We start from the raw sequence: 23,959 nt of genomic DNA on the forward strand, positions 1-23,959 counted from the left end.
ATTTGGATTTGATCTCGTCCTTACAGGAAGTCACTAAACTTTCCCATCTCTATTATTCACGGCAGTGGATGTTTGCCACTGCTGGGAATCTCTCTACCCGAGACAACTCATCCCACACAGAATTTTGGATCACTGCCTCTGGGAAACACAAAGGTGAGTTAAAAGACACCGATTTTGTTTGTGTATCTGTAAAGGATGGCACACTCCTAAGTGCCAAAGAAGGATTAAAACCTTCTGCCGAAACCAGTATCCACCAAGTATTGTATTCCCAAATGCCAAATGTAGGTTCATGTCTCCACGTCCATACTTTGGAGTCCAACTTACTCGAGTTTGGTGTTGGAAAAGAGGAGGGGTATCGAGAGATCCCGATCCCACCAATTGAAATCATCAAAGCCTTTGGGATTTGGGACGAAAAACCGAGTCTCACGATGCCTGTGTTTTATAACCACACCGATGTGCCAACCATCGCCAATCAAATCAAACGATACTTTACGACGGTCGGGATTCCGAAAGTCCCCTTCCTTCTCATCGAAGGCCATGGCCCAACGGTTTGGGGGAAATCGATCGCCGAAGCAAACAAACATTTGGAAGCAGTACACTTCCTTTTGCAAGTGATGGCGCGTAGGGTATGACCAAAAAAAAACATGTTCACATTTTTGGAATTGGATCAGGGATCGGTGAAGGCCTTTACAACCGATTCTTAGAAGACGAGTCTGTTTCCCTTTTTGGATTTTCGAGAAAAGGGGAACTCCCACTCAGTTCTTTCTCGGAAGGAAAAGCGGGGACATTCCAATTTGATGCCACAGACCAAAAAGACTTACGGTCTTTTGAGCTCTCACTCGCTGGGCTGTTTGGACACAAGGTCCTTCCTAGTTCACCCTTTTACGATCCTCCAGAACTTTTGGTCTACTTTGCATTGGGTGATGGACTTTTTGGGCCCATTGACCTTTTGAAAAAAAAAGATTTAGAATCTCATTTTGAACTCAATGTACATTCTCTTATTTTGTTATCGAAGTATTATTCTCAAAACATCCCGTTTATCAAAAACGCAACATTTGTGTTTTTAGGTTCTACGGCTGGTAAACAAGGATTCCCTGAATCGGTTGCCTATTGTGCTTCCAAACATGCTGTTCTCGGTATTGCCAGAGCACTTCGGGAAGAATGGAAACCATTTGGAACCAAGGTGGTGCATGTCAGTTTAGGAGCTGTTGCTACGGGGATTTGGGACGAAAGGCCTGAATTTGACAAGAATGAGATGGTTTCAGTTTCGGACATTTCCGAGTACTTGTGGTGTATTTCGCGGTTGCCAAAATCAATCTTTGTGGATGACTTATCCATTACCCCAAAAAAAGGAATTTTGTAGGGACGATGGAAATCAAGGAATCGATTGTTCTCGTGACAGGTGGCAGTGGTGGGATTGGTCGGGAGATCGTGAGAACCCTTGTCCTCTCGGGTTATTCGGTTTGGAATCTGGATAAGGTTCGCCCAAAAGAACCCATCTTACAAGAGACCTACCGAGAAGTGGATCTTTCTGAGACACCGTTTGTTGTCGAAAGGAGCCTTTCTAAAATCATCCACGAATCGAGTGAAATGGGAGAACTCTACGGCATTGTCCATACGGCGGGATTTGGTGGGCCCTACCACCCAATCACAGAAGTATCCATCGAAGAGTGGGAGTCTATCTTTCGCATCAACCTCACAAGCCTTTACATTGTTTCAAAAGTTGTTTTGCCTATCTTCCAAAAACTAAACTTCGGAAGGTTGGTGGCCATCGCTTCCTCATTATCAATTGTGGGATCAGCGAATTCAGTTGCTTATTCTGCCTCCAAACATGGGTTAGTCGGATTTATCAAATCCCTTGCAGATGAATGGGGTAAGTTTGGGATCACTGCCAATGCAGTGAGTCCAGGTTATGTTGATACATCAATGGGAATCCAAGAAAACCAAGTTTCCGATCATAAATCAAAAATTATAAACCAAACTCCTGTTAAACGGATTGCGGAACCTTCGGAAATAGCCCGAGTAGTCAATTTCCTTTTGCAAAAAGAATCTGGTTACATCACTGGATCGAATTGGACCGTTGATGGTGGGATCACCGCCATTTAAAGTATGAGAATTTCACCTCCTCACGACCATTTTTTACAACTCACCACCAAAGAAAATTTGGGAAGGTCTTCAGGTATCATTTTACAAAAAGAAGCACTCTCCATCATGAAGACTGTTGAGGCTCAAAGTTCCAGAGAAAACATTGAAGCCGGTCATCTCTTTCGCCCCACTGATGCCAATTTTGAAAAACTCAAAATGGACAGAGAAACGGCATTAGATCAGATGTGGGAACTCATTGACTATGGCCTTGCCACCCAACTGTTTGAAATCAAATATGATGCCGACATTGGTGAGTTGCGACTTGTCACATTTTTAGTGGGCCTACCTTCTGGAATGCCTCTCGAAGAACCTTACAAACTTTTGATCGGGCGTTCTACAGAACATATTTATCAATTCATCCAAAATAAACGAACCCTAACAGAAGATACATGGAGAAATGTATTAAACCAATTAGCAGATATAGATTATAAAGAAGATGGCCCTGGTGATGAATTGGATCGTTTGCTTGATCCAAAACAATTCCCTCTGCAACCTTCCCAAGAAATGTTAAAACGGTCTAGAGGTCTTATCATCGATGAACTTGCATCGGAAGCGAAAGTGATTGTGTTACCTCATATTGGGTTTTATTATTTACCCGAATCAGAAGCCGCCAATTTTTTGAATATTGCCAACGAGTATTTGATGACAAAGGTGGAACCACTAGCCAAAGCCTTTGATTCGGAAATCAGACTTGCATTGGATCGATTGTTTGCTCCTGGAACCAGTGATGTAGAAATTAATGAAATCGAAATCATCCGAGCCAAAGTGGATACTTTGTATAGCTTTAAAGAAACTCTCAAAGAACAAGGGTTTTATGCTTTCATTCACAATCTAAAAAAAGTAACTGAAATTGCGGTTAAATTTGCAGAAGTCGAAAAAAGAAAAGAAGTAGATCGTTTACTTAAAGTCTACATGAAAATGTTGGACAGCCAATTTGACTTTGATTCTAGATTACTTCGGATCAATTTAGAAAAAGACGATGAACATAATTTGGTCATCGTGGATTTACTGCGTAAAAACCCAAAGGTTCTTTCAGCTGAGTGGCATGATGCCGATGCCAAAATTGCCGTTTTTGTGAACAACAACCAAAACAATATCAAAGAAATCAATTCTTTGATTTACCAAAATTATAGGTTCACAACGGAACATATTTTGTACCTAAAAGCAATTTTAGAACTCAATGAAAAGGAACTCAAACCCATTTTCAAAGATGATGAATTCGTCAAAACCTATGGTAAAAACTTACAAGCAGTGTATTTCAATTACATCCCTTGGTTTTATAAATTGTTTTATTTTTTAGGTATCACTCCAATCGTAAACTCGGGTTATGCGAAGGCAAAATCCATTTTAACATTTTTGCAGATGGACCGTCAGTTTTTGTACCAAAAACGGAGAGAAAACTTTTTTAAGAAAAAACTTCGTGAAAGAGAAGAACGACTTGAAAAAGAGAAAAAACAACAATTAAAAAAAGCACTTGTATCCGCTCTCGGTGATGCTTATTTCAAAAAAAATTGTTTGCCATCTGTTGATTGGCTTGGAATGAATTACCCTGCCTTTTCAGCAGAAACATTGGAAAAAATGATTCCGGACTTCGCCTTTTTATCCACTACAGGTAAGTCCATCAAACCTCATTCTGTGATTTTATTTCCGAACTCACCTGAATTTGAATCGTTCAACAAAGACCTTAAGGATTTATTAAACCAATGGATCCGAGGTGAGGTGGACCCTCCTAAAGAAGATCCCGAACTTTTTGTGCAGATCCGAAATTTATTGTAATCCCTTTGTTTTATTCCTTTTGCAAAATATGTTTAATACCATCGTTTGATGCGAAAGTAAACTAACATTGAAAAGCCAAGTAATCCCATTGCACTGATCGCTGAGGCAAAACCATACTCCCATTCTAAGCTTGGCATATGCCGAAAATTCATTCCATAAATGCCTGCTACAAGTGACATCGGTAACATAATGGCAGTCATAATGGTGAGAATTTTCATGATTTCATTGGTTTTTCTTGTGGAAATGGCGATATGAGCTTCGAGTGCAGAAGAGATAGATTCAATATTACTATCTACAAGTTCAAGGATACGTATGGAATGGTCGCGGACGTCGCGAAAAAAAGCGTCTGCTTCATCACTAAAAAAACTATTTTTAATTTTTTCTAAATCTTCCAATACTTCTTTGTTTTGTAACATACCTTTTTTGATTGAGAGTAAACTGGAGCGTAAGCTATACACATTGCTGATATCCAGTGATTTTGCATTACTAAAAATTTGGTCTTCAAAATGATCAATTCGTTCTTCAATTTTTTGTGTGATCGCCAAGGTATGATCGGTTTCGATGTCTAAAATTTTGTGAACAATGAATTCATACCCTTTTGCGAGAATTTTATGATTAGATTTCCAATCATCAATGATCGAACCAATGCTATCTCTATAATCCAAGGTGAGGGAAATGATTTGGTTTGGGGTTAAGATAAAATTAAAATTTTTCTGTGTGAGTTGGTTTCTTTCAAAATGGAACCCTCGGAAAATAAAAAAAATATAATTTGGGAACTTCTCTAATTTGATCCTACTGTTTGGGTTTAAAATATCTTCAATGGTTAACTGGTGAATGTTATGTTTTTGAAACAAAAAGGTAAGTTTTTCTTCATTGTCTGCAGTGATATTGATCCAATGTTTGGATTGTTTGTGAGATAGGGGAAGAGGAGTGTCGAGTAATACTTCTTCTTTAGTGGTTGGTGTTAGGATGTAGTTGAAGAGTGCGGGCATTAGACAATGTTCCTTAAAAAATACTCTCTTAATTCTTTTTTCTCAATCGGACAATCTTCTGCGAGTACCAATTTTTTAGTTTTGTAAACTCCCGATGCCGTGACCATTGTTTCTTTGATTTTCCCTGACCTAGAAAGGATGAGATGGAATTTTTCGCCAGGCCTTAAACTTTTTTCTAATTTTTGTAATAGGGATAAATTGGCTCGTCTACCATTGATGGCGAGTATTTCATCGTCTAACATCAAATCCATAGAGTTCCCATTTGTTTTGTGATGGATTCTTTGAACCAAAAGGTTACCATTTTTTTCTTTGGTTTTAAACCCAGGTTCTCCTACTAAATCGGTTTGGATCCTTCGGATTCCAATGATATCTAAATATTCATCCACAGGGATTGGTTTTGGGTTTGTTAGATAAACATTGAACTCTAATTTTAAGTCAACACCTGTCACTTCCTTCACGATGTCAAAAAATTCTTGTTTGGTGAAACCTCTGCCTTTATCTTTTGCAAAAACTTCATTTAGTTTATGGAAAACATGCCGAATGGTTTTTTTCTCTTGGGATTCTCTTAGTAAAAACAAATTCATACAAAGGGCGAGAACTCCACCTTTTGTATAATAGGAAACAGTGATGTTATGACTGTTCCCATTCCGTTTGTAGTATTTGGTCCAGGCGGTAAAGGATGACTCTTCTAAACTCATCCAAAAATCGGCCTCATTTTCTTCTAAAGAAAATATATCTGATTGCAATTTGTTTAAGTATTCTTCAAAACTTAAAAAACCAGAATGGTATAAAAAATATGCATCGTAAAAACTAGTAAATCCTTCAGCAATCCAAAGTTCCTTTGTTAGGTTTGGTTTTTGGTAATCAAATGGCCCAAGAGCAATGGGTCGTATGCGTTTTATATTCCACAAATGAAAGTATTCGTGTGATAAAAGTTCCAATAAACGTTTGTATTCTTCCTCATCGTGGATGAGTTCTGGATTAAAATAATTAATACTCGAGGCTTTGTGTTCGAGTCCACCATAGGCTGGTAAACTTAAATTTAAGACAAAGAGGTAGTACAAATTTGGACTTTCCATCATCCACTGGATTTGGGTTTCCGTAATCTTTTGTAGGTCGTTTGCCAATTTGGAAATAAAGTCAAAAGAAACGTCACCTTCTACGAGTAATTCATGTTTGGTGTTTCCAGATGTGAAAAACACACTATTTTTTTTGCTGAGATGGAATGGTGAGTCATAAAGTTCGTCAAAGTCTTTGGCATAAAATAAATGAAGATTGGATTCATCTCTTGGTAAACTTGAGTACACATTTGGGAAAAATTCAGCTACTTGGAATTGGATTGTAGATGGTAAATGAAGATTCCCTTCTGGATACAAAAAGAGAGCAGGAGGGTTTATGAATCCAAATTCAGTTTCTAAGTAATTGGTCCTGACTGTGAAATCTTCGAAGGCATAAATGATGTAAGTGATTTCAAATTTTGGTGGAAGGTTTGTTAATTTCCATCGGTGTAAATCCTCCATTTCCCAGGGAATAGGTTCTTTTGTGTTCGCATTACAGGCGCTAAATTTATGTAAATGGGTAACGTAATCGCGGATCATATAAGACCCGGGTGTCCAACTGGGCAGGCAAAAACTGATTTCGTTTCGGTTGGTTTCGACAAACAAACGAACTTGGAAGTAGTGTTTGTAAAGGTCAAAAACAGTCACTTCAAAATGAACTTGAAGTGTTTCCTTAGACTCGGGTTCGGTAGGTATTGTTTTTCCTTCTAACTCTTTTCCCATAGTACACTATCTTCTTTTATTTTAGATTTACGCAAATGTTTTCTTGACTGAAAATCTAAATGGTACTAGAAAAGGCATAGCTAAGGTATAAGCAAAGGAGGTGGTCCATTTGGATAGTAGTTGTTACAACAAAAGATTTTTGACCCGCGAGGTGGCTGGGCAATAACGCCTGTGCTTTGTTGCAAAACCGACCAGACACAGTCTTTCCAAGTTCCGAATGGGTGGTCTCCTTCGGGCGTTTCGCAGTCGCTTGGAAAGTACTTCTTTACACCTCAGGTTTGACCTTCGTTTCCTAAATCCTTTTCAATCCTAAATGTATTCAAGAGTTCGTCTAGGGTATTGATCACCTGTCCCAATCGTTCTGCGTTTTCTGCCATGGACGAAGATTGGTCAGACAATACTTGGGATCCGTTTGAGATATTGATGGTCATATTGGCAAGTTCGTTTGTGGCTCTTTGTTGTTCTTCAGTCGATAGTTGGATGGATTTCACTTGTTCTGTAATTTCGACTACTTCTGTGTATATACTTTCAGTTCTCGAACTTTGGTCTTCGATGAGAGGACCAATTTCATTGGATGACATAAAAATCAATGAAACTTCATCGGTAATTTTTTTCAAAACTTCTACCAATCGTTCTACTTGTTGGTTCCCTCGTTCAATGGAATCCAAAGCTTCTTGGGAAAGGGTATTGATTTGAGATACAGACTCCGCGGACTGACTTGCAAGTTTGGTGATTTCTTCGGCTACGACCGCAAATCCTTTCCCAGTTTCTCCGGCCCTTGCCGCTTCTATCGCAGCATTTAACGCGAGTAAGCCGGTTCGTTTTGCAATATCAGAAATTACATTAGAAAATGCTGTGATGGTTTTGGATTTTTCTTGGATCTCTCGGATGGCAAGAGATGTTTCTTTCGCCATAACCCGTCCTTCTTCCGCATTTTGGTTGGCCCTAACCGAAATTTCGCCAAAGGTATTTACTTTCTCTAATATTTTTTTCATCAATCCTTGGATATCACCTAATGACTGATGAATGGTTTCTGTATTTTCCACTGCACTAAGGACATTGCTATGGATTGTTTCAGACGATGCATTTAATTCTTCCACTGTGGCACTTGCCTCTTCTGAGGAAGCAGCTTGGTTTTGTGCTAAGTCAGTGAGTTCAATGATTGTTTTTTGCATTTTGTCTGTTGTTTCACCAATCTTTCCAGATGATTTTTGAGCAATCCGAATGAGTTTCCTTAAATGTTCGATCATTTTGTTGAGAGAAACCATGATGCTACCCAATTCATCAATTTGATCGATATTGATGAGTTGTCTTAAATCACCTGAAGCCACTTTCTCAGTGGAATGGTTGATGGACTGGATCCTTCGGTCTACCAACCTTTGGAAACTAAAGTAAATGGATAAAATGGACAAAGAGACACCTAAAATCCCGAGTCCAATCGTAACCAAAATGATTGAGTTTAAAGTGGATTGGATTTGTGATTTGGGTATCGATATCCTTGCAAACCAAGGATCATTTCCTTCAATGATGGTGATGGGAACAGCCACATGGAAATAACCATCAAACTCGTATAAGGATTTGTCTTTTTGTTTTATTTTTTCATAAAAATGAGGGTCTGCCGCCGAACGAAAATCCAAACCTTGTGAAAGATGGGTAAATCCATCGTATAACACCAGATGGTTGTCGGAGATCAGAGTGATTTTACCTTCACCATCTGCAAACTTTAAAGAATCCAAATATGATTTAATCGTTGTTAATCGAATGTCAATCCCAGAAATCCCAATGAATTTCCCATTTCTTAAAATTGGTTCCATTATCGAAACAATAAAGATTTCAGAATTTCCAGCTTTATAGATAAAAGGCGAGGTGATACTATTTCTTAAAGTTGATTTTGGTTTCTGGTAAAATTCACCTTTGATTGGGTCGTCGATATCCTTGAGTGGCTCTGTAGAAAGTTTGTCTCCATCGCGAAAGACATATGGAATGAACCTTCCTGTGGAATCATGGATTGCTGCATTGCGATAACTTGCATCATTCCCATCAAAGGCATTGGGTTCAAAAGCACAATACGTTGCGAAAGTGATGTCTTCGTCTTTCAGTAAATTTTTTAAGTACAATACGGATTCATTCCGGGAACGTAAAGTCCCTACTTCAAAAGACTTTCGGAAGGAATAGGTTTTGTTCATCGGTGAAGTGATGGTATTGGAAATATCGCTTATGATACGAGATGAGATATATTCCGTATCTTCTCCCAAATTGTGAAGGAGAGTAGACCTTACCACCATGGACAGGATCACAAGGATCCCTGCGATGATAAGAGAAATGACTGCAAGGGATACGTAGATGATTTTCTTTTTAATTGACATACAGTCCTTTCCTATAGGTTAAATTTTTGTAATATCTCGGAAATCTTTGCACTAATCCCTGTCATGCGAAGGGAATTGCCAGACATTGTTTCCGATTGTTCAGATAAAATTTGAGAACCATTTGAGATATTGATTGTCATATTGGACAGTTCGGATGTTGCCCTTTTTTGTTCTTCTGTGGATTGTTGGATGGATTCCACAAGAGAGGTGATTTCTTCAATTTCCACATAAATTTTGTCGGTTCTTGTTTTTTGGTCTTGGATGAGTGGGACAATGTCACTTGCTTTTTCAAAGATCACGGATACTTCACTTATGATTTCTTGTAAAAGAGCGATGAGTTTGGCAACCTGGGTGCCACCATTTTGAATGGATTCCAAAGCTTCTTCGGAAAGTGAATTGATTTGGGAAACCGAAGTGGCTGCTTGTGCCGCAAGTTTGGAAATTTCTTCCGCTACCACAGCAAATCCTCTTCCCGATTCACCTGCCCTTGCCGCTTCGATGGCAGCATTTAACGCAAGTAAACTTGTCTTTTCGGAGATATTGGAAATCACATCGGAGAACTCTGTGATGGATACTGATTTTTCCTGAATTTCTTCAATGGCCTTTGAAGTGAGACTTGCCATCGTCCTACTTTCTTCTGCTTTTTGGTTAGCACCTTTGGCAATTTGACCAAAGTTCTCCACTTCACTTGTGATGTTTTGTACGAGTGTTTGGATCGCGAGTAAGGAAGAATGAATGGATTTGGAATTGGATACCGCTTGTTCCACATTGGCATTGATGGTTTCGGAGGATGCATTTAATTCTTCGACGGTGGCACTTGCTTCTTCTGAAGATGCGGCTTGGCTTTGTGCTAAGTCTGAAAGTTCAATGATGGTATTTTCCATAAACTGAGAACTTTCTCTTAGTTCATTCCCTGATGACTGTGCCACTCCCAAAATTTGGCGTATGTTTGTGATCATGGCGATGATGGCTTCCACTAGATTTCCAATTTCATCTTTTTGAGTATCATCAAACTCTTTCGATAAATTCCCGTTTGCTGCATCCTTGGTAAAGGATATGAGTTTCTGGAGTCTACGATCAACTAACCTGCGAAAAATGATGATGTTTGCTAAAGAAGAAAATAAAATTCCTAAAATACCTAACCCCAATGCAATCCAGAAGATGAATTGGATTTCGTTTGTAATTTTTTCTTGGGGGTAGGAGATCCGAAGTGTCCATGGTGCCGTATTTTCTACCAAACGGATAGGAAGGCTCACATGGAAATATTCTGAGTCCGAATAATTTTGTTTTTCATTGGAGGACATGGCAAGACTCACATAAGGGTCTTCTTTATCTTCCCATTGAATGGATTTTGATTCTGGACTTAATCCATTAAACAAAACATAACCATTACTGGCGACAAGTGTAATCTTAACACTTCCATCTAGGATTTTTAAATTTTGTAAATAGGATCGAATTGTGGTTAGGGAAAGGTCTGCTCCTGCTATCCCGATGAAGTTTTGGTTTTGGATCACAGGATACACAAGTGAGATCATTGTGACATCAACTCCGTCTACTTTATAATCAAAGGGAGGGATGAGTTCTACTTTTTTGTTTTTTTTAGGTAATTGGTAAAAATCAGATTCTGGCAATTCATATCCAATAACTGGTTCAATGATGATTTTCCCGTTTGATTTCACAGCATAAGGAATCAATCTTCCCGTACTGTCATGGTATCTCGCATTACGGTAGTTAGAGTCTTTCCCGTCAAAGCTGTTTGGTTCAAAAACAACATAGGTTCCCAAAATGGATTCATTGGATTTGGACATGATGATCAGAGTTTTGAAGACTCTCTCTCGATCCAAAAGATTCGGCTCTTGTAAGATTTGTTTGAGTAGGTAGGCTTCATTGAGTGGAGCCGATAAATATGTCCCCACATTAAGGGAGATTTTATCAGCCAGGATTGAAATTTTTTCTAAGGCGTCTTCTTTCGCATTTTTGTATATGACATAAGAGATAAGTGTTAAGATAACTCCGAGCGATAACAGTGTAATCAATGATGATCTTAGAGCTAACTTTTGTTTGATGTTCATTCGTGAAAAATATCCCTTTTCGTGAATGTTAACATAATGATAGGATTTGTTTTCTCAACTCATTTCTATCGGAATTGTAAGTTTTTCGGGGTAAGAACTGATCCCTAGTCCATTCCCATCGGGATCCTGGAAATAAATTGTAAAATCAGTGTGGTGGGTGATTGGGATCGACCTAAGCCAATCCTTCCACTCCAGATGATTGATTGGGGTTAGGGAGAATACGAGGTTTTTTGGCGCCTCTTTTTTTCCTTCTTCTACCATGAGCAGGATGGAATCAAATTGGATCCATACAGACCGGAGCTCCCCCGATTCATAATGGAATTCTTTTACGAAAACGGCACCTGGCAATCCTCGGTAAAACTTGGCTAATTCGGCTGGATGGGGTGTTCCAATGGCAATATGGTGGATCATTTTTTTGTTTTCAAATCCCTTTATCAAATAGAAACTATCATGAAATCTATCTATCGGAGTTTTTCATGAAAAAATCTCTTATCCTTGCACTCGCTCTCGGGCTCATTTTGGCGAATTGTAAATCCAAAGTTTATACCCAAGAAGAGTGTGAATCTGCTCTCGCAAGTTCTTTCACTCAAATTGAAGAAGAAGCAAAAAAGAACCCAGCAGCAGCTCCCGTTCTTGCAGGTTTACAACAAGGCAAACAAAAAATGATCGACCAATGTATGGAAGGAAAATTTGATCCTAACTGTTTAAAAAATGCACCAGGAATCGCTGGCATTATGGGTTGTGTAAAAAAATAAATCTCTATTTCATACCGGGGGTTTCGATTCCCGGTAACTTATTTGCCTTCTAAATTTTCAAATCCTGTTTTGTCCGTATAACATCCGTGAGACCGATACGGTCCATCTTCAAAAAATCGAATCTCCTGCGCATATCGTTTCCCTTCCCACAAACATCGTTTGCAAACAAAAGGTGATATTGCCCAGTCTTCACATTCTTCTGGTCGAAATGTTGGAAAAACCCGTAACAACGGTTTCGATATTTCTTCGTTTGGTTCAGCAATTAGGGACAGACTGCCCCAAAGGAAAATGAGTAAAACCAAATAGCGAATCATACAATAAAACTATCGGGATTTTTGCAGATTTCCAGGATGGATTTGTGAAAGAAAATACACATGTAGAATGGAAAGGTGTGGCCTTTGTTCTTATTGGAGCATTATTATTTAGCGCAAAAGCCGTTGTTGTGAAATTAACCTATCGTTACGAAATTTCAGCCATTGGTTCCTTATTCTTTCGTATGTTTTTTGCGTTTCCATTTTTAGTATGGATGGCATGGTCGGCCGAAAAAAATTCTGAAAAGGTTTCCTTAACCAAAAAAGACTATTGGAATGTACTGCTTATGGGAGTGGTTGGTTATTACCTCGCAAGCCTATTTGATTTTTTAGGATTAAAGTACATCAGTGCTGGTTTAGAACGAATCATTTTATTCATCTATCCAACCCTTGTTGTGTTATTATCCTTTTTCTTTTTAAAAAAGAAAATCCATGGAAGGGAAATCTTTTCACTGATTTTGACCTATACGGGCGTTTTTTTGGCATATGGACAGGATGTCCAATTGGGTTCTCCCAAAGACGTAAGCCTTGGTGCATTTTTTATTTTACTTTCTGCTTTGACATATGCGATTTATCTTATGGGCAGTGGATCCATTATACCAAAGTTAGGTGCGAAAAGGTTTACTGCTTGGGCACTTATCATCTCATCACTTGTTGTTTTTTTGCATTTTTTGATATTTGGAAGTTATAAAGAACTGATACAACCAATGTCATTTTATCTATTGGCGTTTCTCATGGGTACAGTGAATACAGTTGTACCTGCTGTTTTTGTTTCTGAAGGCATCAAACGAGTTGGGAGTAAAACGGCCGCAATTGTTGGGTCTGTTGGACCAATGTCGACTTTATTTTTGGCTTATTGGATCTTAGAAGAGCCAATTACAATCCTACATAGTATTGGTACTATATTCGTACTTACTGGCGTTTTTTGGATTAGTACGGGAAAAAAACCGAAAGAAGTTTCCGTTTAAGAGAGAAAATCGCTTTCCAATTGTTGTTTCTAAGTAGAGAATCAAAGGACTTTATGAAACTAAAAATTGTTTTCCTTTCTATTGCATTGGCAGTCTCAATCTCACAAAATGAGTTGTATGCCCAATTTACATGTGAAGGATCTGCTTGTAGTTTTTTGCCTGGAGCCCTCACGGAAACAGGCAATGCCTCATTAAAAAAATTTGAAACAGGTTATCTCAACGAAGTTTTAAAAACCAACTTAGAAGCTGGATTTTTAGCAAATGTGGGAACAGGTAATATAGGAACGGGTACAGTTCGTCGCATCCAAGTCGGGGTGAGTGCCTCTGCTGCCGGGTATAAAAAAGACGACATCCAAATCCAAGATGAACTCATTAAATACCCAAAACTTCCCAATGTAGGGGGTGCGGCCATCCCTTCCATCCACTTGGATATCAATCCAGGATGGTTGTTTGGAACTGATGATGGAAGTTTCCTTCGTCGATTTGGAATCTTTTTACATGGAATGAATGTGGCGGTCACTCAAGACCAATTGCAATCGGCATCGAATAACAGGAATTATGAGGGAAGGCTCACCGTACGTTCGTATGGTGGTATGTTACGGTACCAACTTGTCGAAAAAGAAGGGTTTCTTATGAACCTCATCACTTGGAATGGACTCAATATTGGTGTTGGCCATCATGTGATGGAACAAAATTTAAGTCTCAGTTATTTAGAAGGAAAGGCCGCACAAATTGAATTCCAAGGGGTAAAAGGGAAATGGGGTGGAGATACCAATTTCCTTTTTAATACCAAAGTACAAACAACCAACGTGGATTTACGAACAGGAGTTGGTCTTTTTTGGGTCGCAAACCTCATCGTCGGTGGTGGTTACAGTTGGAATTCCGGTAGTAACTCGGCAACCCTTTCCAGACGAGGGCCATTCCTCATTTCAGCCAATGACTCGCTCCCACTAGAAATCCCGAGAGAATACCAAGCGGCCTTAGACAAGGAACTTCTCGCTCAAAACCCAAATGCAACTCTGGGATTTCGTGCCAGTGGGGAATCCAGTTCCAAACGTGGGATCGGGTATGGAATTGTGGGTTTGGAATTGGATTTATTTATGTTAAAGGTGATTGCCGAAGGTTTGTATGGTGGAAAGGATTTGTATTCGGCAAACCTAGGTCTCAAACTCTCTTTTTAGATTTCTTCGGGGAAATCCATAAAACCTTGCCGTACCATTGGCTGAATTTACACTCAGCCAAGGTCTAAGTTTTCATGAAATTATACAAACAATACCAGCGAGCCTTCTTTTTGGCATCCCAAGTATTTTCCTTGGGTGTTGTCGTACCCATTGGGATCTCTCTCATTTTGTTTTATGTGGATCTCAGTCCCACACAGATCAAAACCTTTCTCGGTGGAACCATCATTGCGGCTCTTATCAGTTTGCTCCTTCCTAGTTTTATTTTCCCAAAAAAATTAAAACTGATCAAGGAAGGAATCCTTGAACTCGAATCACAAGGAGAAAAGAATCCAGAAAGCTATACCAAGGTTTGGGATACCATTGCCAGAATGCCTGTTCTTGGTGCCATCGTAGGTGCTTCTCAATGGACACTTGCTATCCCCATTGTTTTACTTCCTGTTTTATACTTACCAGAAACCAGTAAGTCAGATGGATTTTACATTATCTGCAGTTTGATCCTTACGGCGTTACTCAATGTCATTATCTCTTTCGTATTTTTAGAAAAGGCATCCCATATTGTATTAGATGATGATATCTTTCAATCGGAACTAGATGAAAGGATCACACCATACTATCGGAATTTAAGAAACACAGTGCCCATTATGTTTTCCTTTATGGTGATGGTTTTATCAATTTTTCTTTTGATTTATTCCTTTAATGTCAATGCAAAAGCTTTGGAAAAAGCGTTTTCAAACCAACTTTATAATTTTAACCAAAGTAATGAAGCAGGGATCCATGTTTACTTTGAATCGGTAGAGAATAACTTAAAAGATGTTGCATCACTTCCTTCCGTAAAACAAGCATTAGAGACAAGGAATTACAAACTTGCAATTCCTGCTTTGGAAAAAGCATATAATGATACTCAATTATTACTCGAAAATGCTTTCATTGCTTCTTTTGATGAAGGAACACCCATCGTTGCTTCCGGACTTCCTGGAAATGTAAGTGCTGGATATCCATTAGAAAGTAATCCGGAAGTATTGGAAAATATCAAAGCGTCAAAAGAAGGCAAACCTCATGTGGGCATTGCCGTCAAGTCGCCTATCAGTGGTCAGATTGTGATTATGATCACAACCCCTGTTAAAAATGCAAATGGGAAGGTAGTTGGCCTTGTGGGAATGCCATTCCTTGTCGGAAAGGCAATGGAATCCTTTCTTAAAAATGTAAAAATTGGGTCTACTGGTTATTCCTTTTTACTTGATCGTGAAGCGACAATGGTTTATCACCCCAATCCGAAATACCTAATGAATAGTTTTAAGGGATCTGAGTTTGAACGCCTAGCAATGAATGCGGGAGAAACAGATTCCTTTCGAAATCCTTGGGAGGGTTCAACATTTTTACTGAGAAGGAAAGTGAGTTCCAAATATGGAATCCAATTCTTTTCTACGATTGATCTAAAAGAAATCGAGGTGGAAAGTTTAGCTTCTCTACGTGGATTAACAATTATTAGTTTAGTGGGATCCGTTGTCATTGCCCTTGCCATTTACATGTTGTTTGCTGCAAGATTTCGTCCCATGAAATCGATTGGGAAAATATTACAAAATGTAGAAGTGGGAGACCTTCGCACGAAAGTGAAGTTGGAATCCTCAGATGAATTTGCCCGACTTTCACGGGGTCTTAATTCCACTCTTAAACAAATAGTGGAAGTAGTTGGTTCAAACCAAGCATTTTCGGAAGATTTAGCAGCTTCCGCCGAACAAATGTCAGCATCACTCAATATGTTATCTTCGAATGCACAAACACAAGCAGCTTCTGCTGAAGAAATTTCTGCATCGATTGAAGAGATCTCAGCTGCTGTGCAAAACGTTGATGCACAAGCCGAGGATCAATTTCGCAAAGTTGATTTCCTAAAAGGAAAAATGGCAGAACTTTCAAAACTGATCGAAGCCACAGGAAAACAAGTAGGGAAAGCTTCTCAAGATGTGAATCAAATTTCAGAAGAAGCAAAACTTGGCCAATCTTCACTCGATTCCATGAGAAACTCCATTTCAAAAATTAGTAATAGTTCAGAGGAAATTGGAAGTGTGATTGAGATCATCAATAATATCTCTGAACAAATCAACTTACTCGCGTTAAACGCTGCAATTGAAGCAGCTCGGGCGGGAGTGTACGGGCGTGGGTTTGCAGTGGTTGCCGATGAAATTGGGAAACTCGCTGAAAAAACTGCCATTTCCATCGGAGATATTGGGGAGCTCATCCAAGCCAACGAAAAGGAGATTGAAAGTGGAAGGGAAACCATAGAAACAACAATTTCCCTCATCCAAAGGATCATCCAAGGTGTGAGTTCTTTTGATGAGATGACCGACACCATCGAAAAAAGTACGAAAGAACAGCTCATCATCAACCAGAAGGTAGGGGAAGAGGTAGACAAGGTGAACCAAATTAGCCAGGCCATCCGCCTTTCCATGGAAGAACAAAAAAATGCCATCGGGGAAGTGGCCCAAGCGATTTTTAGCATCAACGACTTGACCCAAGGGACTGCTGCTGGCCTCGAAGAGATGACGGCAACCGCAAATGGGATCGCAAACTTAGCGGAAACCCTTAAAAGAAAGATCAATTTCTTTAAAATCTCTTAAAAAGCCTTCAAAATGGTTGGGAATCTCCACTCCCAACCGAAATTTCGCTTGCTCCCATCTACATATCAAGATTTCTTGATATGTAGATATCTTGGATATGGCAGCGGAAACCTTACTCACAAACAGAAACTCGTCCTTTTTACTTGCCGCGACCAAAGCAATCTCGGACGAAACTAGGATTCGTATCCTCCATATCTTAAGTTTTGGGGCATTTTCTGTGAATGAAGTAGTGGAAATTTTGGGGATGGGCCAGTCTCGAATCTCCCGCCACTTAAAAATCCTAACGGAAGCAGGGCTTATTGGTTCCAGACGTGAAGGAAGTTTGGTGTATAGTTTTTTGCCAGACGAAGAAACCCTTGGTTTAAGATTCCCGATGGAACTCACCAAATTATTGTTATCTTATAAAGAAGATCTCCCAAGTAGGGAAAAAGACCAAAAAATGGTGCACCAAATCCTTGAGGCACGTGAGAAAAAATCCAAATCCTTTTTTGATGGAGTGGCTGAGAGTTGGGAGAAATTACAGGAAGAAACCTTACACCCAAAACTCTATCGTTCATGGATCTTACAAGAATTACCAGTTTGTGAAAACATTTTGGATTTAGGGTGTGGGCCAGGTGGTCTGATCCCATTTTTATTAAACAAAGCAAAACACATAACAGGAGTGGATAATTCTTCCAGAATGATCGAAAATGCATCCATTCTTTTTGGAAATAATCCAAGTGTGGATCTAATCCAAACTCCAATGGAACATCTGCCATTGGCAAATAACTCTTGTGATGCGGTCGTTGCATCGATGGTAATGCATCATATTTCTCATCCACCAACAGTACTCGAGGAGATCGCACGTGTCTTAAAACCGGGTGGTGTACTTTGTATTGTGGATTTAGGAAAACATAACGCAGAATACATGCGAGATAATTTTGCAGATTTATGGCTTGGATTTGAACCGGAATTATTTGAATCCTGGTTATCCAATGCTGGCTTTCGTGTCGAAGCCATTGGAGAAATCCAAACCGACTCAAGTTTTAAAATTTTAACTATCAAAGCAACAAAGGAATAAGGAGGACAAAATGTCCACAGCAACTGAAACAAAATCGGAACGATTGCCATACAAAGTGAAGGATATCTCTCTCGCAGAATGGGGAAGAGAAGAAATCATTTTGGCAGAAAAAGAAATGCCAGGTCTTATGGCACTTCGTAAAGAATTCGGAACTTCTAAACCATTAAAAGGTGCAAGAATTTGTGGATCTCTTCACATGACCATCCAAACAGCGGTTCTTATTGAAACCTTGGCTGCATTAGGTGCTGACATTCGTTGGTCCTCTTGTAACATTTTTTCAACGCAAGACCATGCTGCAGCAGCCATTGCAAAAGCAGGAATCCCTGTATTTGCATGGAAAGGTGAAACAGAAGAAGAATACTGGTGGTGTATTGAACAAACTTTATTTTTTGATGGTGGCAAAGGACCAAACATGATCTTAGATGATGGTCATGACCTTACTCACTTCATCCATGAAAAATACCCACAACTTCTCGCAGACATCAAAGGTGTTTCTGAAGAAACAACTACAGGTGTGATTGCACTTCATAAAAAATTAAAAGCAGGAACTTTGAAAATCCCTGCGATCAATGTAAACGACTCAGTAACAAAGTCAAAATTTGATAACCTATATGGTTGCCGTGAATCTCTTGCAGACGGAATCAAACGCGCAACAGACGTGATGCTTGCAGGAAAAGTAGCTCTTGTTTGCGGATACGGAGATGTTGGAAAAGGTTCTGCTGCATCCCTACGTAACTTTGGAGCACGTGTGATCGTTACTGAAATCGATCCTATTTGTGCTCTCCAAGCTGTGATGGAAGGATACCAAGTCCTTCGTGTGGAAGACGTGATTGAAAACGCAGACATCGTTGTGACTGCAACAGGAAATGATGATATCATTACTCTTGAGCACATGAAAGCGATGAAAGATGGTGCGATCCTTTGTAACATTGGACACTTTGATACTGAGATCCAAATGTCACGTTTGAATTCTGAAAAAGGTGTTACTAAAAAAGAAATCAAACCTCAAGTGGATAAGTATACTTTCCCTGATGGAAAATCCATTATCGTTTTAGCGGAAGGAAGACTTGTGAACTTAGGTTGTGCAACTGGTCACCCATCATTTGTCATGTCTAGTTCCTTCACAAACCAAGTTTTGGCTCAAATTGAACTTTACACTACGAAATATGAGTTGGGTGTGTATCGCCTTCCAAAACACTTGGATGAAAAGGTAGCTGCACTTCATTTGGAGCAGTTGGGAGTTCGTTTAACAAAACTCACTCAAAAACAAGCTGATTATATCAGTGTTCCACTCGAAGGTCCTTACAAACCGGACCACTACCGCTACTAAAAATGATTGCCCTTTTCAGATACTTGAAGGGGGCATTAGGAGTTTCTCATGGCGTATGTTGTAACTGAAATTTGCGTTGATTGTAAATACACAAGTTGTGCTGCAGTTTGTCCAGTGGAAGCTTTTCACGAAGCTCCGGACACATTGTACATCGATCCAGATACTTGTATTGATTGTAATGCTTGTCAATATGAATGTCCGATTGATGCAATTTTCCCGGACTATGATGTCCCTGAAAAACACAAACCATCCATTGAAGTGAACGCAAAAGAAGCAAATAAATACCCGGTAATCGTAACAACAAAACCACCTCTTAAAGGTGCAAAATGTTCCGACCCAAGTAAATAATTTACCTTGTGGGTGTATTATGTAAATAGTCACCCACCTTTATTTTAATCTACATATCATTATTATACACAGAAATACTATGAAATTTGAATATACCAATCCTTCTTCCAAAACTCTTTTAAAATTGCTCACGGAAAAAATCTTAGTTTTAGATGGTGCCATGGGTACAATGATCCAAAGGCATTCTTTGGAAGAAGATGATTTCCGCGGAGATCGTTTTAAGGATTGGCCTTTGTCTATCAAGGGCAATAACGACGTACTTGCCATCACAAGACCCGACATCATTGAATCCGTTCACTTAGAATATTTGGAGGCGGGCGCCGATATTATCGAGACCAATACATTTAGTTCCAATATCGTCTCGCAAGCAGATTACAAAATGGAATCTGCAGTTCGGGATTTGAACCTTGCTGCTGTGCAATGTGCAAAGAATGCTGTTGCTAAATTTAAAGAAAAAACAGGGAAAACGGATGTGTTTATTGCAGGGTCAATTGGACCAACTGTCAAAACCGCATCGCTTTCGCCAGATGTGAATAATCCAGCATTCCGTGCGGTCACCTTTGACGAGTTAGTGGATTGTTTTTATGAACAAGTTTCGGCACTACTTGATGGTGGTGTGGATTTATTACTTCCTGAAACGAATATTGATACTTTGAATTTAAAAGCATGCATTTATGCGATTGAAAAAGTATTCGAAGAACGTAACATTCGAATTCCAGTTGTGTTATCTGTAACCATCACGGATGCTTCTGGAAGGACATTATCTGGCCAAACAGGGGAAGCATTTTATATATCCATCAAACATGCAAAACCACTTGCTGTTGGAATTAACTGCGCGTTAGGTGCTGGAGAAATGCGACCTTACATTGAAGAAATTTCTCGTGTGGCTGATTGTTATGTGTCTTGTTACCCAAATGCGGGACTGCCGAATGCCTTTGGTGGGTATGACCAAACCCCTGAAGAATTTGGTGGATGGATGAAAAATTTTGCAGAAGCAGGTTTTTTAAATATCGTTGGAGGGTGTTGCGGAACAACTCCCGCTCATATCCGTGCTGCAAAAGAAGCAGTGGCAACAATCAAACCTCGTTCGCTCAAAGAACAACCAAAACTCAGTGCCTTTGCTGGCCTTGAGCCACTGAAGCTTACCAAAGACCAAGGTTTTATCAACGTAGGGGAAAGGAATAACGTAACAGGCTCTCCCAAGTTCAAAAAACTGATTTTGGATGGGAACTTTGAAGAAGCAGTACAAGTTGCTTTGCAACAAGTACAAGCTGGTGCGAATATCATAGACATTAACTTTGATGAGGCGCTTCTCGATGGAGAAGCCTCCATGACCAAATTTTTGAATTTGATTGCTGGGGAACCAGACATCGCACGTGTTCCGTTTATGATAGATTCCTCCAAATGGTCGGTTCTCTTAGCGGGCCTTAAATGTATCCAAGGAAAACCCATCGTCAACTCTATCTCACTGAAAGAAGGGGAAGATGTTTTTTTAAACCATGCACGAACCATCCAAAGGTTTGGGGCTGCAGCCATTGTGATGGCATTCGACGAACAAGGGCAGGCGGCGACCAAGGATGACAAAGTCAGGATTTGTAAACGTGCTTATGACTTACTTGTATCCAAATTGGATTTTGATCCTACTGACATCATTTTTGATCCAAACATCTTAACCGTTGCGACAGGGATTGAAGAACATAATAATTATGCTGTCGACTTTATCGAAGCAACTCGCGAAATCAAACGGATCTGTCCTGGTGCTAAAGTTTCTGGTGGTCTTAGTAATATTTCCTTTTCTTTCCGTGGGAATAACCCAGTGCGGGAAGCGATGCACTCTGCCTTTTTGTACCATGCCATCCAAGCCGGGATGGATATGGCAATTGTGAACGCAGGAATGCTCGAAGTATATGAACAAATCCCGAAAGACTTACTCGAGTTAGTGGAAGATGTTTTACTCAATCGAAGGCCAGATGCCACCGAACGAATGATTGAAGCTGCTGCCAATTTCCATGGAGAAGCAAAAGTCCAAAAAAAGGATGATGTATGGCGCAGTGGAACCGTTGAAGAACGACTCACTCATGCCCTTGTGAAAGGGATCGATGAATTTGTGACACAAGATACAGAGGAAGCACGCCAAAGTTTAGCTAAACCTCTGGATGTCATCGAAGGCCCTCTTATGAATGGGATGAAGGTGGTAGGAGAACTTTTTGGGGCAGGTAAAATGTTTTTACCTCAGGTTGTGAAAAGTGCGCGAGTGATGAAAAAAGCTGTCGCATACCTTATGCCTTATATGGAAGAAGAAAAACGGAATCAAAAAGATGATAGCAAACAAGCTAAATTCCTTATTGCTACCGTAAAGGGTGATGTCCATGACATTGGAAAAAATATTGTGGGTGTAGTCCTTGCATGTAATAATTATGAGGTGATCGACCTTGGGGTTATGGTTCCTTGTGAAAAAATCCTAGAAACTGCCAAAAAAGAAAATGTAGCGGCCATTGGACTCTCTGGCCTTATCACACCATCCCTTGACGAAATGGTGTATGTGGCTAAAGAAATGGAACGTTTGGACTTTAAAGTTCCACTCCTCATTGGTGGTGCTACCACTTCTCCTGCACACACTGCTGTTAAAATTGCCGAACAATATTCTCAACCTGTTTTACACGTGATGGATGCTTCCCGTGTTGTGAATGTGATGAATAGTGTTTTAAACCCACAAACCACAAAGGAATACGCAAAAACAATCTCAGAAGAACAAGCAAGGATTCGTGAGGAGTTTTATTCAAGAGAGAACGAAAGGAATATCCTTCCGATAACCGATGCCATCCAAAACAAATTTACAACAGATTGGGATTTGTATACACCACCAAAACCGAGTTTTACGGGAGTAAAGGTTTTTGATGATGTGACTTTAAAGGATTTGATTCCATTTATCGATTGGTCACCATTCTTTTTGGCTTGGGAACTTAAAGGTCGTTTCCCTCAAATCCTAAAAGATCCAGTCATTGGAAAAGAAGCCACTTCGTTATACAATGATGCGCAAACGATTTTAAACCAGATGTTGGAAAATCCTAACCTCAAACCAAGAGCTGTTGTTGGAATGTTCCCCGCAGTTTCTCACGGTGAAACGGTTGAAATTTTCTCAGATGAAAGTAAATCGGAATCCTTGGGATTTTATCCGATGTTACGCCAACAAACAACAAAGATGTCTAACCAACCAAATTATAGTTTGGCGGACTTTATTTCACCGAAAGAGAAAAATAAAAATGACTATATTGGTTTTTTTGCAGTCACCGCTGGGCATGGGATTGAAGAGTTAGCAAAAACATATGAAGTGAAACATGATGACTACAATTCTATTTTGGTAAAAGCACTTGCAGATCGTTTTGCGGAAGCATTTGCTGAATACATGCACCATAAAATGCGAGAAGAATGGGGGTTTGGGAAAGACGAAAACCTAACTACCGAAGACTTAATCCGCGAAAAGTACCGTGGCATTCGTCCTGCACCAGGTTATCCAGCTTGTCCCGATCATACTGAAAAACGAAAGATTTGGAAACTTCTCGATGTCGAAAAAAATGCAGGCATCAAACTCACTGAGTCCTGTGCAATGTGGCCTGCAAGTAGTGTGAGTGGGTATTATTTCTCTCATCCCGAAGCTCGTTATTTTGCCATTGGAAAAATCAACGAAGACCAAGTGGATGCTTACTCAAAATTAAAAGAGATGGAGAAATCGGAAGTCGAACGTTGGTTATCACCAATTCTGAACTACGACCCTTCACGTAAGTCTAAAGGTTAAGCAATCAAACAAATCATTGTTACAGAGTGGCAATGATTTGTTCCTTGTTCTGAAATGGAGATCTCAATGAAAACTTCTGGATCGTCACACAGCCACGGTTGGAAATCGGTAGCAACAGGGAACCTCAACGAAGGGTTTTCCTTCCATCCAAAACTTGCCGAATGGTTACAAACTTACACAAACATTCCAAAAGATGTTGAGTTGGAAGTCCTAGAAGTGAGTTGCGGAGAGGTGAGTTGCCCGACCGAAGAAACATTGATTCTTTGGGACAAACAAGAGTTTCGTATTTCGCGTAAAAAAGAAAATATTTCCAAAATGGATGTTAACTTGTCCTGGAAACGGTTCCAAGAGAAGGCTTAGAGCAATCTTTGTAACAATGATCCTATGGATTGAACTAATTCGGGCAATATGGAAAATCATGGATTGATAGCGATTGGATTAAATACCAATGATTAGCAAGAAG

The 23,959-nt window shown here is 39.7% G+C and carries 19 protein-coding genes; 13 read left to right on the forward strand and 6 right to left on the reverse strand.

Translation table 11 applies throughout. The annotated features are described in order from the left end of the window. The first annotated feature begins 2 nt into the window (after positions 1-2). Genes mtnB through EHQ62_RS14855 form a run of 4 tightly spaced genes read left to right on the forward strand, consistent with a single transcriptional unit; the run spans position 3 to position 3,921 of the window. A complete protein-coding gene (gene mtnB / locus EHQ62_RS14840) occupies positions 3-632 on the forward strand; it encodes a methylthioribulose 1-phosphate dehydratase (protein ID WP_135644209.1) in 630 nt (209 codons plus the stop codon). Continuing rightward, on the forward strand, positions 629-1,363 hold the full coding sequence (locus tag EHQ62_RS14845; RefSeq protein WP_135644211.1) for an SDR family oxidoreductase: 735 nt from the start codon (positions 629-631) through the stop codon (positions 1,361-1,363). Before mtnB ends, EHQ62_RS14845 begins: the two co-directional genes overlap by 4 nt. Before the next feature lie 5 nt (positions 1,364-1,368). Next, positions 1,369-2,106, forward strand: coding sequence for an SDR family NAD(P)-dependent oxidoreductase (locus tag EHQ62_RS14850; RefSeq protein ID WP_135644213.1), 738 nt, complete (start codon positions 1,369-1,371; stop codon positions 2,104-2,106). A gap of 3 nt (positions 2,107-2,109) precedes the next feature. Next, a complete protein-coding gene (locus EHQ62_RS14855; RefSeq protein WP_135644215.1) occupies positions 2,110-3,921 on the forward strand; it encodes a hypothetical protein in 1,812 nt (603 codons plus the stop codon). 32 nt (positions 3,922-3,953) lie between these two features. On the opposite strand, the gene EHQ62_RS14860 is transcribed toward EHQ62_RS14855, so the two are convergent. From EHQ62_RS14860 to EHQ62_RS14880, 5 genes are all read right to left on the reverse strand, one after another. After that, positions 3,954-4,913, reverse strand: a complete 960-nt coding sequence (locus EHQ62_RS14860; protein WP_135644218.1) for a magnesium transporter CorA family protein — start codon at positions 4,911-4,913, stop codon at positions 3,954-3,956. After that, a complete protein-coding gene (locus EHQ62_RS14865) occupies positions 4,913-6,694 on the reverse strand; it encodes a M61 family metallopeptidase (protein ID WP_135644220.1) in 1,782 nt (593 codons plus the stop codon). Before EHQ62_RS14865 ends, EHQ62_RS14860 begins: the two co-directional genes overlap by 1 nt. A gap of 272 nt (positions 6,695-6,966) precedes the next feature. Then, a complete protein-coding gene (locus EHQ62_RS14870) occupies positions 6,967-9,060 on the reverse strand; it encodes a methyl-accepting chemotaxis protein (protein WP_135644222.1) in 2,094 nt (697 codons plus the stop codon). Positions 9,061-9,071: 11 nt separating this feature from the next. Beyond that, complete coding sequence (locus EHQ62_RS14875; protein WP_135644224.1) at positions 9,072-11,132, reverse strand: methyl-accepting chemotaxis protein; 2,061 nt, start codon at positions 11,130-11,132, stop codon at positions 9,072-9,074. 54 nt (positions 11,133-11,186) lie between these two features. Then, positions 11,187-11,543, reverse strand: coding sequence for a VOC family protein (locus EHQ62_RS14880; RefSeq protein WP_135644226.1), 357 nt, complete (start codon positions 11,541-11,543; stop codon positions 11,187-11,189). Between the two features lie 65 nt (positions 11,544-11,608). Between EHQ62_RS14880 and EHQ62_RS14885 the strand changes: the two genes are divergently transcribed. Then, positions 11,609-11,887, forward strand: a complete 279-nt coding sequence (locus EHQ62_RS14885) for a TIGR04454 family lipoprotein (protein WP_135644228.1) — start codon at positions 11,609-11,611, stop codon at positions 11,885-11,887. A gap of 38 nt (positions 11,888-11,925) precedes the next feature. Here EHQ62_RS14885 and EHQ62_RS14890 read toward each other — a convergent pair whose 3' ends face one another. Further along, complete coding sequence (locus EHQ62_RS14890) at positions 11,926-12,201, reverse strand: hypothetical protein (RefSeq protein ID WP_015679258.1); 276 nt, start codon at positions 12,199-12,201, stop codon at positions 11,926-11,928. Between the two features lie 44 nt (positions 12,202-12,245). Here EHQ62_RS14890 and EHQ62_RS14895 point away from each other — a divergent pair, with 44 nt between their 5' ends. The 8 genes from EHQ62_RS14895 to EHQ62_RS14930 all read left to right on the forward strand — a co-directional run bounded on the left by EHQ62_RS14895 (position 12,246) and on the right by EHQ62_RS14930 (position 23,856). Then, a complete protein-coding gene (locus tag EHQ62_RS14895; protein WP_015679458.1) occupies positions 12,246-13,166 on the forward strand; it encodes a DMT family transporter in 921 nt (306 codons plus the stop codon). A 53-nt stretch (positions 13,167-13,219) separates the two neighbouring features. Continuing rightward, on the forward strand, positions 13,220-14,347 hold the full coding sequence (locus EHQ62_RS14900; protein WP_135644230.1) for an Lsa36 family surface (lipo)protein: 1,128 nt from the start codon (positions 13,220-13,222) through the stop codon (positions 14,345-14,347). A gap of 74 nt (positions 14,348-14,421) precedes the next feature. After that, a complete protein-coding gene (locus EHQ62_RS14905) occupies positions 14,422-16,962 on the forward strand; it encodes a methyl-accepting chemotaxis protein (RefSeq protein WP_135644232.1) in 2,541 nt (846 codons plus the stop codon). A gap of 97 nt (positions 16,963-17,059) precedes the next feature. Then, complete coding sequence (locus tag EHQ62_RS14910) at positions 17,060-18,022, forward strand: ArsR/SmtB family transcription factor (RefSeq protein WP_135644234.1); 963 nt, start codon at positions 17,060-17,062, stop codon at positions 18,020-18,022. 10 nt (positions 18,023-18,032) lie between these two features. Then, complete coding sequence (ahcY, locus tag EHQ62_RS14915; protein WP_135620288.1) at positions 18,033-19,352, forward strand: adenosylhomocysteinase; 1,320 nt, start codon at positions 18,033-18,035, stop codon at positions 19,350-19,352. Between the two features lie 48 nt (positions 19,353-19,400). Continuing rightward, entirely contained in the window at positions 19,401-19,700 is a 300-nt protein-coding gene (locus EHQ62_RS14920; RefSeq protein ID WP_002975800.1) for a ferredoxin family protein, read from the forward strand. 79 nt (positions 19,701-19,779) lie between these two features. After that, a complete protein-coding gene (gene metH / locus EHQ62_RS14925; RefSeq protein ID WP_135644236.1) occupies positions 19,780-23,496 on the forward strand; it encodes a methionine synthase in 3,717 nt (1,238 codons plus the stop codon). 66 nt (positions 23,497-23,562) lie between these two features. Next, positions 23,563-23,856: a hypothetical protein gene (locus tag EHQ62_RS14930; protein WP_135644238.1), complete on the forward strand. Its 294-nt coding sequence runs from the start codon at positions 23,563-23,565 to the stop codon at positions 23,854-23,856. Positions 23,857-23,959: the final 103 nt, after the last annotated feature.

Origin of the sequence: Leptospira jelokensis (assembly GCF_004769635.1) — a bacterium.
In the GTDB taxonomy this organism is placed as follows: Bacteria; Spirochaetota; Leptospiria; order Leptospirales; family Leptospiraceae; genus Leptospira_A; species Leptospira_A jelokensis.

Excerpts from the sequence above, each read along its gene's own strand:
- EHQ62_RS14845 (WP_135644211.1), top strand. The coding sequence starts at position 629 with ATGACCAAAAAAAAACATGTTCACATTTTTGGAATTGGATCAGGGATC.
- EHQ62_RS14850 (WP_135644213.1), top strand. The coding sequence starts at position 1,369 with ATGGAAATCAAGGAATCGATTGTTCTCGTGACAGGTGGCAGTGGTGGG.
- EHQ62_RS14855 (WP_135644215.1), top strand. The coding sequence starts at position 2,110 with ATGAGAATTTCACCTCCTCACGACCATTTTTTACAACTCACCACCAAA.
- EHQ62_RS14860 (WP_135644218.1), bottom strand. The coding sequence starts at position 4,913 with ATGCCCGCACTCTTCAACTACATCCTAACACCAACCACTAAAGAAGAA.
- EHQ62_RS14865 (WP_135644220.1), bottom strand. The coding sequence starts at position 6,694 with ATGGGAAAAGAGTTAGAAGGAAAAACAATACCTACCGAACCCGAGTCT.
- EHQ62_RS14870 (WP_135644222.1), bottom strand. The coding sequence starts at position 9,060 with ATGTCAATTAAAAAGAAAATCATCTACGTATCCCTTGCAGTCATTTCT.
- EHQ62_RS14875 (WP_135644224.1), bottom strand. The coding sequence starts at position 11,132 with ATGAACATCAAACAAAAGTTAGCTCTAAGATCATCATTGATTACACTG.
- EHQ62_RS14880 (WP_135644226.1), bottom strand. The coding sequence starts at position 11,543 with ATGATCCACCATATTGCCATTGGAACACCCCATCCAGCCGAATTAGCC.
- EHQ62_RS14885 (WP_135644228.1), top strand. The coding sequence starts at position 11,609 with ATGAAAAAATCTCTTATCCTTGCACTCGCTCTCGGGCTCATTTTGGCG.
- EHQ62_RS14890 (WP_015679258.1), bottom strand. The coding sequence starts at position 12,201 with ATGATTCGCTATTTGGTTTTACTCATTTTCCTTTGGGGCAGTCTGTCC.
- EHQ62_RS14900 (WP_135644230.1), top strand. The coding sequence starts at position 13,220 with ATGAAACTAAAAATTGTTTTCCTTTCTATTGCATTGGCAGTCTCAATC.
- EHQ62_RS14905 (WP_135644232.1), top strand. The coding sequence starts at position 14,422 with ATGAAATTATACAAACAATACCAGCGAGCCTTCTTTTTGGCATCCCAA.
- EHQ62_RS14910 (WP_135644234.1), top strand. The coding sequence starts at position 17,060 with ATGGCAGCGGAAACCTTACTCACAAACAGAAACTCGTCCTTTTTACTT.
- ahcY (WP_135620288.1), top strand. The coding sequence starts at position 18,033 with ATGTCCACAGCAACTGAAACAAAATCGGAACGATTGCCATACAAAGTG.
- EHQ62_RS14920 (WP_002975800.1), top strand. The coding sequence starts at position 19,401 with ATGGCGTATGTTGTAACTGAAATTTGCGTTGATTGTAAATACACAAGT.
- metH (WP_135644236.1), top strand. The coding sequence starts at position 19,780 with ATGAAATTTGAATATACCAATCCTTCTTCCAAAACTCTTTTAAAATTG.
- EHQ62_RS14930 (WP_135644238.1), top strand. The coding sequence starts at position 23,563 with ATGAAAACTTCTGGATCGTCACACAGCCACGGTTGGAAATCGGTAGCA.